Source organism: Rothia sp. HSID18069 (assembly GCF_003989155.1).
Classification (GTDB): domain Bacteria; phylum Actinomycetota; class Actinomycetes; order Actinomycetales; family Micrococcaceae; genus Rothia; species Rothia aeria.
The window spans coordinates 99,854-113,251 of record NZ_RBMG01000004.1 but is presented as its reverse complement, the minus strand read 5'-3'; the positions used below and the strand labels follow the sequence as shown (position 1 = coordinate 113,251).

Annotated in this window: 12 protein-coding genes; 5 read left to right on the top strand and 7 right to left on the bottom strand. The window is 56.4% G+C overall.

All coding sequences use genetic code 11. The annotated features are described in order from the left end of the window. Positions 1 to 37 precede the first annotated feature (37 nt). Complete coding sequence (locus tag D8M41_RS09585; RefSeq protein ID WP_006888560.1) at positions 38 to 439, bottom strand: ImmA/IrrE family metallo-endopeptidase; 402 nt, start codon at positions 437 to 439, stop codon at positions 38 to 40. Then, entirely contained in the window at positions 432 to 905 is a 474-nt protein-coding gene (locus tag D8M41_RS09580) for a helix-turn-helix domain-containing protein (protein WP_126926894.1), read from the bottom strand. The genes D8M41_RS09585 and D8M41_RS09580 overlap by 8 nt, the downstream gene beginning before the upstream one ends. 672 nt (positions 906 to 1,577) lie before the next feature. On the opposite strand from D8M41_RS09580, the gene D8M41_RS09575 reads away from it, so the two are divergent. From D8M41_RS09575 to D8M41_RS09565, 3 genes are all read left to right on the top strand, one after another. Next, positions 1,578 to 2,564: a glycosyltransferase family 2 protein gene (locus D8M41_RS09575; protein ID WP_037285602.1), complete on the top strand. Its 987-nt coding sequence runs from the start codon at positions 1,578 to 1,580 to the stop codon at positions 2,562 to 2,564. Between the two features lie 25 nt (positions 2,565 to 2,589). Then, complete coding sequence (locus D8M41_RS09570) at positions 2,590 to 3,573, top strand: glycosyltransferase family 2 protein (RefSeq protein ID WP_126926893.1); 984 nt, start codon at positions 2,590 to 2,592, stop codon at positions 3,571 to 3,573. A 69-nt stretch (positions 3,574 to 3,642) separates the two neighbouring features. Further along, positions 3,643 to 4,737: an acyltransferase gene (locus D8M41_RS09565; RefSeq protein WP_126926892.1), complete on the top strand. Its 1,095-nt coding sequence runs from the start codon at positions 3,643 to 3,645 to the stop codon at positions 4,735 to 4,737. Positions 4,738 to 4,791: 54 nt separating this feature from the next. Here the strand turns inward: D8M41_RS09565 and D8M41_RS09560 are convergent, their stop codons facing one another. The 5 genes from D8M41_RS09560 to D8M41_RS09540 form a co-directional block, all read right to left on the bottom strand. Next, the gene (locus tag D8M41_RS09560) at positions 4,792 to 6,204 is read right to left on the bottom strand and encodes a hypothetical protein (protein WP_006888371.1); all 1,413 of its coding nucleotides are present in this window, start codon (positions 6,202 to 6,204) and stop codon (positions 4,792 to 4,794) included. Between the two features lie 6 nt (positions 6,205 to 6,210). Next, positions 6,211 to 7,086, bottom strand: a complete 876-nt coding sequence (locus D8M41_RS09555; protein ID WP_006888631.1) for a glycosyltransferase family 2 protein — start codon at positions 7,084 to 7,086, stop codon at positions 6,211 to 6,213. Then, positions 7,076 to 7,495 (bottom strand): DUF2304 domain-containing protein, encoded by a 420-nt coding sequence (locus D8M41_RS09550; RefSeq protein WP_006888542.1) that lies wholly within the window; start codon positions 7,493 to 7,495, stop codon positions 7,076 to 7,078. The genes D8M41_RS09555 and D8M41_RS09550 overlap by 11 nt, the downstream gene beginning before the upstream one ends. Continuing rightward, positions 7,485 to 8,231, bottom strand: a complete 747-nt coding sequence (locus D8M41_RS09545) for a glycosyltransferase family 2 protein (RefSeq protein WP_094758487.1) — start codon at positions 8,229 to 8,231, stop codon at positions 7,485 to 7,487. The genes D8M41_RS09550 and D8M41_RS09545 overlap by 11 nt, the downstream gene beginning before the upstream one ends. Before the next feature lie 145 nt (positions 8,232 to 8,376). Further along, on the bottom strand, positions 8,377 to 10,431 hold the full coding sequence (locus D8M41_RS09540; protein ID WP_126926891.1) for a DUF6541 family protein: 2,055 nt from the start codon (positions 10,429 to 10,431) through the stop codon (positions 8,377 to 8,379). Positions 10,432 to 10,774: 343 nt separating this feature from the next. Between D8M41_RS09540 and D8M41_RS09535 the strand changes: the two genes are divergently transcribed. Continuing rightward, positions 10,775 to 12,472, top strand: a complete 1,698-nt coding sequence (locus tag D8M41_RS09535; protein WP_006888576.1) for an alpha-keto acid decarboxylase family protein — start codon at positions 10,775 to 10,777, stop codon at positions 12,470 to 12,472. A 297-nt stretch (positions 12,473 to 12,769) separates the two neighbouring features. Next, positions 12,770 to 13,300: a flavin reductase family protein gene (locus D8M41_RS09530; RefSeq protein WP_006888600.1), complete on the top strand. Its 531-nt coding sequence runs from the start codon at positions 12,770 to 12,772 to the stop codon at positions 13,298 to 13,300. Positions 13,301 to 13,398: the final 98 nt, after the last annotated feature.

Sequence of the window (13,398 nt, the reverse complement as noted above, 5' to 3'; positions counted from 1 at the left end):
GTAGGGTGAAGGGTGCCTATACCAGGGCAGGTGGGTGTTAGGCGTGGGCTGCGGTGAACGGGTGCGCATCCAGGTAGATGGCGAGCAGTTCATCGGTCACATCCAGCTCATAGGCGAGCGCGGAGAGGTTATCTGGGTAGAACGCGGCGGCACGGCGCAGTATAACCGGATCGATAAGGTTTTCGGCGGCTTTCAGGTCGCAGGCGCGTTCGCGGCGGGCGCTGTATAGGGCGTCCCAGGCGTCGTGTTCGTCGCCGCGGGTGGCGTGCACAAGTTCGTGGGCGAGTACGGAGCGTTCTTGCCGGGTGAGCATGCCTTCCCGCAGGATAATGGTGCGGCTGGCGTGGTCATAGCGGCCAAGTATCCCCTGCCCTGGGGTTCCCCAGATAATATCTACCCCGAGCGCGTGTGCGTGCGTGTAGGGGTCGTAGTTAGGCACCGAAGAATCCCTCCTCACTGTCGTAGGGTTCGCCGCGTTTTGCCGCGAGGGCGTAGTTGTCGGCGGTGTATTCGTTCTCTGTTGCGGTGGGTGCGCCGCCGGTGGGGGTTGAGGGTGTGGGCTGCGCACTGGCGGGTGCTGCGGCGGGTTGCGGCGTGGCGGGTGATACTGGGGTGGTGTTCATACGGCGCAGGACTTCGCCCATGAGGTCTTCATTGGAGACGTCGCGGATGGAGCCGCCCACGCGCAGGGAGTTGGCGCGGTCGGCGGTGATGAGCCCGCTTTCTACCATGAGGTCAAGCAGGTCGAGGCTGTAGCGGTCGGCTATTTTAACGAGGGTTTCTACATCCATAACTCCCGCGCCGGAGAAGCGCCGCTGAATAGCGTTGTGGTTCATGCCGAGTTCGGCGGCGAGCGCCCGCTGGGAGAGTCCTGTCTTGTATTTAATGTAGTCACCGATAGCCATGCCACCAGTGTAACAGAGTGGTTCATTTTGTGTGTCACACACTCTGAGTTTTCAGGCATACCGCCCGAATATTTGAGACTTTCACCCCTTTATGCAAGAATTTTTCTATCGTTGTGCATGACTTTTTCTTTCAATTCGGGTATGCTGGATGCTGGCTCCAGCACCCTGCCCAACACCCCGCGGCTCATCAGCACCCGGTTCGCCCCGCCCCCTTCCAGAGAACGCACTATGTCAATCACCAAGGAGAGCAATATGTCACGTTTAAACAACACACCTCAACATGCCTCTCACCGTCTGCGGTGGGTGGGCCACCTCGTCACTTTTCTTCCTGCGCTGATAACCGTCCTGCAGGCGTACGGGATACTGACCGGGGAGCAGGTAAACGCCTGGGTCGCCCTGGCAATAACTGTGCTGCGGGTGTGGCTACAACAACGTGCCACGCAAAAACCCTGTACGGATAACAGCCCCTCTTGTTCCGAACAGCGAGGGAAAAGGTGACTTCCCCTGCGCATGCACACAGCCCGGGCTGCGCCCTACTCCACGTTCTATCTAGAAGACTTTTTTGCATTCAGAAGCGTATATCTCTTCTGAATGCAAAAAAGTCTTCTAGATAGAGCCGCCACAGGATGCGGTAGCATGAGTATCGAATCATCTACTATGACAGAGAGCTTTATGACGATCCCCCGCACCAGTATTATTATGCCCGTCTACAACACAGCCGACACTGTTGTGCGCGCCATTGACTCCGTCCTAGCGCAAACCGACCCGGATTTTGAACTGCTCATCATGATTGACGGCTCCCCCGATAACGCCGCCCAGGTTATTAATGACTACTTGGCGCAGCACCCCGATCAGCGTATTCGAGTCTTCGATAACCCCAATAATCAAGGAGTCTCGGCTGTACGCAACCAGGGGCTCGACAACGCCCACGGCACCTGGGTGGCCTTCATCGACTCAGACGACGAGTACCACCCCGAATTCCTCGAAAAACTTCACGAAGCGGCACGCACCTACGACGCCGACATCGCCGTATGCGGACATATCATCAGACACAGCGACGGTACCGAAGTGCACCGGGCAAAAGTTACCCCCGGAGTGCACGAAGGCGAAGATATTGCCATCGAGTTTTTGGAAGACCGCTACACCGGGTTCATGTGCGATAAAATCTTCCGTGCCCAGCTATTTGACGGGGTGCGGTTCGCCGAAGACATTCATCGCGCCGAAGATGCCCTCGTCGTCTTCGCCTGCTGCATGAAGGCGAAGCGCCTAGTCGGCATCACCGATCACCTCTACACCTACAGGATGGAACAGGGCGGGCTCACCTGGGGGCGCATCACACCCGTTGAAGAGAGTATTCGCCACACCGACTATATGCGCCGCGTCGCCGGAGATTTACTGAAAACCCCGCGAGGCAAAAATGCTTTTGCCGCATCTACAAGCGTCACCTTTCTCAATAATGCGCAGCAGGCTCTTCTTGCCGGCGGTTCGGATGCACCCGGCGTTATCGCCGCATGCCGGAAACAGCTTTCGTGGGGTCAGGTTTTTGCGACTCTGCGTTCACGCCCGCTCATGGGTGCTGCGGGTGCTCTCTTGAAGTTCTCGCCAAAGCTATACCGCGTGCTCTACGGCGCTTATGTCAAACGTAATTACGGCCTTTAACCCTATATCGATCCAGGAAGAACTTATGCTTACCCCTCGTACCAGCATCATCATGCCGGTCTACAACACCGCCAACACCGTCATCAACGCCATACAATCCGTCCGAAACCAAACAGACCCTGACTTTGAGCTCCTGATCATGATCGACGGATCCCCCGACAACTCCGCCGAGATCATCACCGAATACCACAAGAAAAACCCCGACACCCGCATCCGCATCTTCAACAACCCCGAAAATAAAGGTCTCTCCGCTATGCGCAATCAGGGGCTTGATCATGCACGGGGTGAATGGGTAGTTTTCCCCGATTCTGATGATGCCCTCGAACCTACCTTTTTGGAACGGTTACATCAGCAGGCTGAGCTTACCGGGGCAGACGTGGTGAATTGTGCTCATAACATGGTAGATACGCGGGGGCACAAGACTAAACGCCTCAAGGGTACACCAGGTATACGCACCGGTGAACAAGCAGCTTACGAGCTTCTACAAGATAAGCTTTCCCCTTACGCCTGGGATAAAATTATTCGCCGTTCTCTTTTCAACGATGTTCGTTACCCCGATATTGAGCGCGCCGAAGATGAATGCTCTCTCCTCAAGTGCTACTTGGCGGCGCAGAGCGTATCAGTGATAGAAGACTCTCTCTACAACTACTCCGTAACTCCAGACAGCCTGACGTGGAGTCGCATCACCCCGGTAGAAGAAACACACCGCCTTATCGCATATTTTGAGGAAGCTCTCGGAGAACGCCGCAGCGAACCTGACGCACAAAAAGCCCTAACCGTCGCACGAGTTCTTGCGTTTCTTAACAACGCCCAGCAGGCATTAGTGGTCGGCGGTGATAGTGCACGAGAGACACTACGCGCATGCCGCAAAGGCTTCACCTACACACAAGCGCTCGCAGTGCTTCGCACCAATCGAGTCTTTGGAGCAGCGGGAGTACTTCTTAAAACTTCCCCAAAACTCTACCGTGTTTTATACGGAATATATATAAAACGTACTTATAAAATGTAGAATATGAATTTTAGTACTTTTACGCATCTATAAGCATGAACGGCAGTCATAGAACGCAAAGGGGTTGGTATGGTAGGCACCACACGGGATAATTCCCTTCACCTTCCAGGGACAATATCGTCAAAGCAGCGCCGTGTGTACCTTGACCTCATCAATTCGGTGGCAATCATGTGGGTGGTACTCCTGCATGTGCGTTTTATTAGCCCGGATAATCCGTCATCTTCGGCGTGGTGGGTTGAAAATATCCTATCTGGCTTCGGGATTGCGGCAGTGCCTCTGTTTTTTATGGCGACCGGTATTAATCTCTTGGATTTTACTCGCCGCGAATCTATAGGAACGTTCTACCGCAAGCGTTTTACCAAAATTCTGATTCCCATGATCCTGTGGGCGCAGGTCTATCTTTTCGTTCATATGTGGACGGGTTCTACTCCGTTTCCTGGAGTTCACGAAATTCTGCGAACATTAGTAGCTCCCAGCAGCGAGGCAGCTACCTTCTGGTATCTTGAGGTTCTTGTCGGCGTCTATTTAGTGCTTCCAATTTTCTCTTACGCCATACGTGGTGTTCAGGCGGAACAAGCTACCACGGCACGCACCGGGTTCCTCTGGCTTATGGCGGCGCTCGGGCTTTTTCTGCCGATTCTTACCCAGGGAATTCACCTTTTGCGCCCCAATATTTTCCCCGAATTCATAGCGCCTATTACTGGATACCTGGGGTTCTGTCTTCTCGGGTATGCACTTGCCAATACTGAGTTTTCCCGTGCGTGGCGCATCGTTATTTATTTGTTGGGGGTACTGGGCTTAGCGGTGTATATCTTCGGGGGTGCGTACCTTATCGCTCACCGCCCCGATCTCAAATCTGTAGCGCACGGTTACCTTGCATTACCGGCGATCCTCTGGGCAAGCGCGGTCTTGGTGTTCTGCAAGTATTCACGTATTGGTCAAGCATCGGCCACAGTGCAGAATATTCTAAAACGCCTTGCGGCTCTCACTTTTGGAATTTATCTGGTTCACCTTCTTATCATCCAGATTCTAGAGACGATGAACTTCTCCCTAACCAAAGTGCAGTGGGAGGTTCCCTATGCGCTCTTCGTGTGGGCTTTATCCGCCGTGATTGTCTGGATGCTGCGGCTCATTCCTCCGATACGCCGCTGGATTCTTCCTTAACGAGTTTTACTCCAAGAAATCGTCATGAGGTTTATTCAGAATACGTAGATTATGCTAGTGGGTTTCATCCCGGGAAGTACCCTCAACCAGTATTTCCCGTAAAGCCTCGCCCTCACTGAGCGCCTGTGCGGCAGAACGGGCGTGAATCCGCATAGCCGTCACATGCACTATAAAACCGCTGAGCGGACCAGCGTAAAGCGCCACAAGGGCACGCCCCACCAGCGGTAACGGAACAAGGAACGCCGCCGCAATAGCTACAACCGCAGCGACCGCCCAACCTGCCACGTAGGCGCGGTGCCGGTTAATCGCCAACACCATATTTCCCGAAAGGGTTACCAGCGCCAGCATAGCTGACCCAAAAACCAGAATCCCCAGCACAGCCCCGGTAATAACATGGTCATAAACCGCCTGGGTCTCGGGCTTAGGCGGGTAAATCAGGCGAAACAGCAGAGGCCCGATCAGGTACGCCGCTCCAGCCCCCGCAGCGCCAATACCCAGCACCGCCGCTGCAGGCTTGATAAACGCCGCTATCGGTCGGTGCTGCTGCTTCAAAAACGCCGAAACGGCTACCCCCTGGAACGCCTGTAGGGGAATCATAATTGGCGAGCGTGTAATCGAAATTGCCAGAATCAGCGTTCCTAAAACCACTTTTGTGTAGTCGTCCTGGTTTGCTTCGCTCTCCTTCAAAATATTGGGGAATCCCATCATGAGCACCGCAGCGGATGCCGAAGAGAGAAACGACCAGATCAGGTTCATGCTGAACTGTTTGACGTCAATATCGGCGCGTGCCACCCAGGCTTTACGCCCGCCCGGCAAGAACAGAGCCAACAGAATCCACAGCATCATGGGGGCTACGGTGGCAACTTCCAGACCCGCGATAGACGGGATCATCAGCGCGGCAAGAAGCATCAGCACGAGACGACCCGCCGATTCTAAAGCGCCGATTCCGGCGAAAAGATACCAACTGTCGCGCCCGGCGCTTGCGCCGCTCATCGCCGCTTGGAGGGCATAGAAGAACACACCGGCGGCCATAGCACCCACCGCCCACGGCATGCTGATAGGCATCTGTTTAGGCGCCCATAGCGGGGACGTGAGAACCACAAGTATTCCCGCCAGCAGACCAAACGCGCCAGCAACATACACCACACGCACCCGGTATATACCGTCACGCCGTGCCGCGCCGACCGCGCGGGTTACTTCCGGCTGAATGCCCGTAATAATACCAGTTACCGCAAAAAGCGCGCTCCAGAACAGCAGGAATTCGGTCAGGTGCGTCTCTAACAGCGACCGGTGGGCAATAATGGTGACGCCCAGGGTCGCTAATGCCGTCAGTACCGAGGACGCTAAAAGCGCCATCGATTGATACCGGCTGATAGTCCCGCCAGCTGTGCCCTGCTGATCCGTATTCTCGGAGGTTATATCCTCTGGGGCAGGGTCATCCTGGGGTGTGTTCTTCGCGCCAGCCATTGGACCTTACTTCACCACATGAATGGCAAGGTTCTTCACACCCTGCCATTTCTTCGCCATGGCCGCCTTCGGAAGCAGCGTCAGCGCGTGAGCACGGGACGAGAAGCGGATGCGCGCCACCCGCGCCGCCTTCTTCCACCCGAGCTCGTCCATCTCGGCGGCCATCGTCTTGTAGTAGCCGCGTTCCTCTTCAAAGCGGGTGCCTTCTAGGGCACGCCATGACGAGTCGGAGCCTCCGTGACGCCGGTACATGAAGGCTACCTGCGGATCGTAGTAGAGGGCGCCGCCGCGCATCGTAATGTCGAGGATAAGCGCCATGTCTTGGATAACGTTAAGGCCTTCACGGAATCCGGTATCGACGATAGCCTCAGCACGCCAGCCGAGCGAGGGGAAATAGAACCAGGCACCGCGCAGCAGAGAAACCGCGAGCTCTTCACCCTGAAGAACAGCCTCTGCCGCAGGACGGTAGTGTTCTTTCGTGCGCTCCACAAGGGTATTAGACAGCGCATTATTCTCGTCAATAACCACCACACCGGGCTGGAAAATACTGGCTTCTGGGTGGGCGGCGGCGGAATCTACCAGCCACTGCACATAGTTGGGGAGCATCACATCATCCGCGCCCATAACGGTTACAAGGTCGTTCTCCACGAATGTCAGACACTTACGGTAGTTGGCGTTTGCGCCCAGGTTCGTTTCATTGCGCATATAGGTGATGCGCTCATCGTTCAGCGAGGCAAACCAGCCGGGAATAGACTCGTCCGGGTAGCCGTCATCCACTACAATCAGGCGCCAGTCGGGGTTGGTCTGCCGCACGATAGAGAGCACAGCCTGTTTCATCATTGAAACATCGCCGTAGTAGGGGAAGAGGATATCAACGGTCATCGTGTTCAGCTCCAGAGGTCGGGTCTTGGGGATCTTGATCGGGATCTTGCGGGGTGCGATGCGCTGGCGCACCACCGGGCTGCTCGTGAAGCGCCCACAAGATAGCCACTTCTTCAGCAAGGATGCGCGTCTTCTCCGAAAGCCTGGACACCTCCAGCGTGAGGTGCAGGCACACGGACATCAACAGCACAATAGAGAGCAGGAAGAGCAGGTTAACCGGCAGCGCTAAACCCACAAATCCGGTAATACCGTCCAGCAGACCGGGGAATATCCCCAGCACAATAATGACGGCACCTACACCCAGCCACAGGGCCGCATATTTTTCTTTCATCTTCAGGTTGCGCACCTGAATAATAACAAGCGTACAAATACACAACGCAACGATAAGGAAGAATATACTAGCGCTCATGCTGATCCTTCCTATCAGTCTTTTTACGGTTCATCGAAATCCAGTAGGCGAAGAGTGAACGAACAAGATAAATCGCCGATTTCACCGGACCGGAGGAAGGGGTTCCACCTTGACGCTCACGCATTCTCACAGGGGTCTGCTTTACCCGCAGACCCTGACGAATAGCCATAGCGGTAACATCGATAGTATCGCCTAAATACTCGGCGGGCAGGTATTTACAGTAAAATTTGATACCTCTACGGTTGGCGATTTTGAAGCCGCTCGTCACATCGGTGAAAGGGGTTTTCGCAGCGCGGGTAAAAAGGTGTGAAAGCAGGCTCATCGCCCATTTTCGAGGGCCAGATACATCATATTCACCCGAGCCCGCGAATCGGGACCCAATAACAATATCGTAATCCTGCGCGTGCGCAATCAAATCTGGAATGCACGTAGGATCATGCTGACCGTCGGAATCCACTTGCATCGCATAATCGTAATCGGCGCGGCGAGCATACTTATACCCGGTGCGCATCGCCGCCCCTACCCCCATGTTGTAGGGCAGATCGATCACAAAAGCACCGGCTCTGCGCGCGATTTCTGAGGTATGGTCTGTGGAACCGTCGTTCACCACGACTAGGTCTACCTCGGGAACCCTCTGTAAGAGCTCAGTGATAGTGTTACCGATAATTTCTTCCTCATTCCACGCAGGCATAATGACGAGTGTGCGCGGCGTCGGCTGCGAACTCTCTGAACTCATGCGTAGGGGATTCCTCTCGGTGGTACTGGAATACACGTGTTATGACTGTACTCAGTCTATCAGTCAAAGGCAGAGAGCACTGAAACACCCGTGACAGCCGCCGCTGCCCCGTGTATGTATGGTTCTCAACAGGAAATACCGCTCATTACTGAGGGGTGCCACAAGCCGTAATGCGGTAAAGAGTTGCCTCGCCCTTTGAGTACACAGGCTCCGCAACGCCTTTCTCTTGTAGTTTTTCCAGACCGGGGTATTGGGAACGGTGATCTCCACGAATCTCTTCGTTAATCTCCCGTCCCTTGAAGTCCAGGTAGTAATATGCCTTTGAATTTTGCACCGCAGAGCATACGGCGGGGTTATCAGCGGCCTCGTTGAGGTGCTGATAGATTTCGCGGGCATCGGGGGTAGCTGTGTACAGAGGATGCGCAGCCGTCACCTTATATCCGGTGAGCGCATACGTCACTGCGCTGCCGGTCCAGGGCTGCACAATTACGGTTTCTCCAGTTGGCACGTAATCATGCAGATGCTCAATCACGTCACGTTCATCGGTCGAGAGGAGCAAGGCGTCTGACTTGGGAAGATACCGTTCCTGGGTGCCCTTAATATAACCCTGGATATTAGGATCTGTCTGCAGGTTGATACCCAGCGGAATCAAGAGAATAACTGCCAGCGCCAAGGATATAATTCCGCCGTGTTCCTTAAGCGGTGCGATGCGCTCGCCTAGAACCGCAATCACCGCCTTAAGCCACTGATACGCGGCGTGCACGCCAACAACGGCCATCGGCGCCGCCAGAATTGGCACATTCGCGGCAAGGCGGAACGGATCATGGTACCACACACCCAAAACCCAGTCTCGCCCGTCGTCCCAGACCATCCACCGGGCAGCAACATAGAAGTACATCACGTACACCCAGCTGAGCAGCAACCAAACACCGATGCTTCGGGTACGCAGCAGATAGTACGCGCCCATGAAGGCAAGCACGGAAACGGTCCAGAGCAAACCATTACTCATTTGACCGTTCAGAAGAGCTTCACCCACGGCCGTGCTATCCCATTGTGTGGGTTCCCAGCCACCCGCCTCGCGAGTTGGGCGAACGATACCCCACAGAACATTCAAGATAATCGGGTATATCGCCAAGAGAACTAACTGTATAACGCAGACAAGCGGTTTGAGTTCACCGCGCCACGCCGCACGAATCTGCAGTGCCGCACGCACCAGAATAATAGGCAGAGCGAGCGCGAGCATGGTCATCAAGACGTTAGGATGCGCCAGCGCAAGCCCCAGCGTCATGAAAAAGCCCATGTACAGCGCCGGAACCGTCTCGATGCGGCGCGCCTGTACCGTGCGCAGAAGCTGCGCGAACAGACCCAGCACGGTGGGGAGAAGCGCAAGACCCAGGCTATTGGGGTAGAGCACACCAAAGTTAATGAGCAGCATGGGGAACGCCGTAAACGATGCCGAAACAACGCCCACGCTGAGCAGGGCCGGAATGCTGGCGCGCATCGTGGAACGTACCAAATACATGACCGACAGCGGCCAAATTACCGCCCCCACCAACACGCTCATAAGGTTTGCGGTAGCGGGTACGCTTATGCCCGTTACCTGGTAAATAACCGTGGCAATACCGTGCCAAACGGCGGGATAGAAAGTTGGTGCTTCCCCGCCCGAGGTCATATTTGCGATGGTCAGCGAGGAAGCATCGCCCGTATCTGCCATATAGCGAATGGCGTTGAGGTGAAAGTTTACGTCATAGGTTTGCGAAATGTATTCGGGGCGTCCGATAGCGCGGGCAATGCTGATGTACAGCAAGATAAAGCCGACGAGAACGCTAAGCCCCGCCGCAAGAGTCTGCGGGGTAAACCAGCCAGAACGCACAATTGCGGTGTTTTCCTGCTGATCGCGCCGTTTCTGTGGAGCGGGAAAATCCAGCCAGCCTCGACTGCCAAGCAAACGACAGATCAAATACCCCAGACCGGCGAGAATAACCGCGAAAGCAAGCGGAATCAGGAATGAAAAACGTACCCCCACTTTGGAGGCCACAATTGCGCTCACACCAAAAATTCCGACGGAGATAGGCGCAGCTGGACCCAGCGCCTCCACGCCGCGTTGCCGTAAGGCTACGGCAACGATAAGACCCGGGATGAGAAGTATCAGAGTACCCACTATCAGCGGAATAGTGAGCGATGCCCAGGTCGTTTCCATTCGGTGTTCTCCTAGCCGTTAAGCCTTACTCTGCGGGTGTCTGCGTTCTGGTGGGAATCAGACGGTTCTCCCTCTCAATAGTAGTGGGAATATATGAAGTCACAATATAGGGGCGCATATTCTGCTGTGCTGCAGGGGCTGAAATTGCCGGTATGGCGCGGTATGAAGGGTATCTGATGCGTGAAGTTGGGACGGCAAGCTATGATGAAAGACAACTATGTTTTATGACACATAAAACTGCAATATTGGCACGACAGCTGATATAGCACCCCGTTCCCCCACCAATGGTGCACAAGGTGCGCGGTCACCGCGCACAGCACTGCACCTTGAAAGCGAGACCCCCATGACCTATAACGTTGGAAACTACCTGCTTGACCGCCTCGCTGAACTGGGCGTGAACCACCTTTTTGGTGTGCCCGGCGATTTTAACTTACAGTTCCTCGACGACGTACTCGCCCACCCGGATATTAGCTGGGTGGGTAACGCCAACGAGCTCAACGCCGGGTACGCCGCCGACGGGTACGCCCGCATCAGAGGGGTTGGTGCGCTGCTGACCACCTACGGGGTGGGGGAACTATCCGCTATTAACGCCACCGCCGGTTCATATGCCGAAAACGTGCCCGTCATCCATATTGTGGGTGCGCCCTCGCTCGCCGCCCAAAACGCGCACCTGCGCATGCATCACACCCTCGGCGACGGCGACTTCCAGCATTTTGTGCGCATGGCCGCTGAAGTTTCAGCCGCAACGGCGGTGCTGCAGCCCGCCACCGCCGCCAGCGACATTGACCGGGTGCTGCGTGATGCCGTGCTGCACCACAAGCCGGGGTACATTATGCTTCCCGTGGATGTGGCTGTTGCCGCTGCCGCAAAGCCCGCCGCGCCGCTGAACGTAAACCTGCGCGTCTCCTCCCCCAGTGTCGAGCATGAGTTTCGGGTCGCTGCCACCGAGTTTTTGCGCGGCAAAAAGATCGCCGTGCTGGCGGACATTATGACCGAACGCCTTGGCGCCACCGAAAACCTGCGTGACCTTGTGGAAAGCACCGGGCTGCCCTTCGCCACCATGATCTGGGGCAAGTCCATCCTGGATGAGACCTCCCCGCAGTTCGCCGGCGTCTACATTGGCGGGCTTTCCGCAAGCACCACCCGCGCCACCGTTGAAGAGGCCCAGGCGCTCATCCTGGCGGGTGTGCAGTTCACCGACACCACCTCGGGGTTGTACACCCACCAGATTGACGCGGCCCGCACCATCACCGTTGATGCCGAACAAACCCAGATTGGGCGTAAAATTTTCGCTCCCTTAGCCTTCACGGATGCCTTGCGCATCCTTAAAGAAGCCGCGCTGGATGCCGGGGTGCGCCCAGCCGAGCACACCGTACCAGCGCACGGCACCACCCTGCCCGACTACGGTGAGCCCGAACCTACCGGGGCGCCAGCCTGTGGCGACAGGCCGCTCACCCAGCAGGCGCTGTGGAGCATCATCCCTTCGCACCTGGATTCCCGCAATAATGTGGTGGTTGAGATGGGCACGTCGTTCTTCGGTATGGCGCAGCAGTCATTCCCCGCCCAGACCAGGTTTATTGGTATGCCGCTGTGGGGTTCGATCGGATACTCGCTGCCAGCTCTGCTTGGGGCGGCCCTGGCGGATGAGCAGGCACGCGGGGTGCTGTTCATTGGTGACGGTTCGGCGCAGCTGACCGTGCAGGAGCTCGGGTCCATTTTCAGGCACCGGCTCACCCCGGTGATCTTCCTTATTAATAACGACGGGTACACGATTGAGCGTTCCATCCACGGCCCTAACGCCGCCTATAACGACATCGCCACCTATGATTGGCAGAAAATCCCGGCTGCGTTCGGGGGCACCGACCAGACGGTGCTGGTGCTGCGGGCGGCGACCGTGGATGAGCTGGCCACCGCCTGCGCAACCGCCCGCGAAACCCGGGATAAGGCGGTATTTATTGAGGTAGTCACCGACCGGGATGACATGCCGCAGCTGCTGCGTGACTTCGGGGCCATGGCGGCCGCCATTAACCGCAAAGAGTAGCGCACCCTAACCGTAGGGCGTGGGTCTGCCCGCACCGTCAGCGAACCCCGACCCCAATCGTCTTTTCTGGCACCCCGTGCGGGCCCGCATCCCGGCGACTCTATGCCTTCAGCGCGCCGCGCAGTATTCACCGGATGCGCCCGCCTCAGGGGGGCGCAATGTTACGTAACATTGCGCCCGGCGCTTCACAAAAAGTAAGTCTTAGAAATATTGGGACATAAAACAGGCGCTGCGCCAACCCGAGATTTACCCTAAAGGTAGATTAAACCGAGTGCAGCCGCAGAGAAAGAACCTACTATGACCGAGGTCGCTTACCGAACTGTAGACACCACCGAGCTCTTCAAGCAGGCGTTCGGGCATCACCCCGCAGGTGTCGCCGTCATTACCGCAACCGATGAGAACGGCGAACCGGCAGGTTTCACCGCCTCCTCCGTCACCTCCATTGCGGCAGAGCCGCCCATTGTGGCGTTCTCTCTCAAAGCAGACAGCGGGTCGGCCGGGAAAATCGCCGCCGCCGACTCGTTCCTCATCCACCTGCTGGATGCCGAAAACGTGCAGATAGCACGTAATTTCGCCACGCACGGCTACCCTCGTTTTGCGGACACCTCCGCCTGGGAGTTCATTGCAACCGGTGAGCCGCTGGTGCACGATATCCGCCGGGTACTGCGCGCAACCCCGCTCAGCCGGGTGGAAGCTGGCCCGGCCCTAGTCTTCACCGCCCAGGTGGAAGAGTTCGTACGCCACGACCTCACCGGCACCCCGCTCGTGTACCATTCACGGGAATTCCATGCACTGGGGGAGCACTCCACCGTCAATTACGCTATCTAAAATACGCCGCCGCGAGGCGTCAAACGTGGCTTTTCGGCCCGGAAGCGGCGCATAGGGCGCTGATGTGCGCTGAAAAGCCACGTTTTGCTGCCCATTAA

Excerpts from the sequence above, each read along its gene's own strand:
- D8M41_RS09580 (WP_126926894.1), bottom strand. The coding sequence starts at position 905 with ATGGCTATCGGTGACTACATTAAATACAAGACAGGACTCTCCCAGCGG.
- D8M41_RS09575 (WP_037285602.1), top strand. The coding sequence starts at position 1,578 with ATGACGATCCCCCGCACCAGTATTATTATGCCCGTCTACAACACAGCC.
- D8M41_RS09555 (WP_006888631.1), bottom strand. The coding sequence starts at position 7,086 with ATGACCGTTGATATCCTCTTCCCCTACTACGGCGATGTTTCAATGATG.
- D8M41_RS09565 (WP_126926892.1), top strand. The coding sequence starts at position 3,643 with ATGGTAGGCACCACACGGGATAATTCCCTTCACCTTCCAGGGACAATA.
- D8M41_RS09535 (WP_006888576.1), top strand. The coding sequence starts at position 10,775 with ATGACCTATAACGTTGGAAACTACCTGCTTGACCGCCTCGCTGAACTG.
- D8M41_RS09545 (WP_094758487.1), bottom strand. The coding sequence starts at position 8,231 with ATGAGTTCAGAGAGTTCGCAGCCGACGCCGCGCACACTCGTCATTATG.
- D8M41_RS09560 (WP_006888371.1), bottom strand. The coding sequence starts at position 6,204 with ATGGCTGGCGCGAAGAACACACCCCAGGATGACCCTGCCCCAGAGGAT.
- D8M41_RS09530 (WP_006888600.1), top strand. The coding sequence starts at position 12,770 with ATGACCGAGGTCGCTTACCGAACTGTAGACACCACCGAGCTCTTCAAG.
- D8M41_RS09570 (WP_126926893.1), top strand. The coding sequence starts at position 2,590 with ATGCTTACCCCTCGTACCAGCATCATCATGCCGGTCTACAACACCGCC.
- D8M41_RS09550 (WP_006888542.1), bottom strand. The coding sequence starts at position 7,495 with ATGAGCGCTAGTATATTCTTCCTTATCGTTGCGTTGTGTATTTGTACG.
- D8M41_RS09540 (WP_126926891.1), bottom strand. The coding sequence starts at position 10,431 with ATGGAAACGACCTGGGCATCGCTCACTATTCCGCTGATAGTGGGTACT.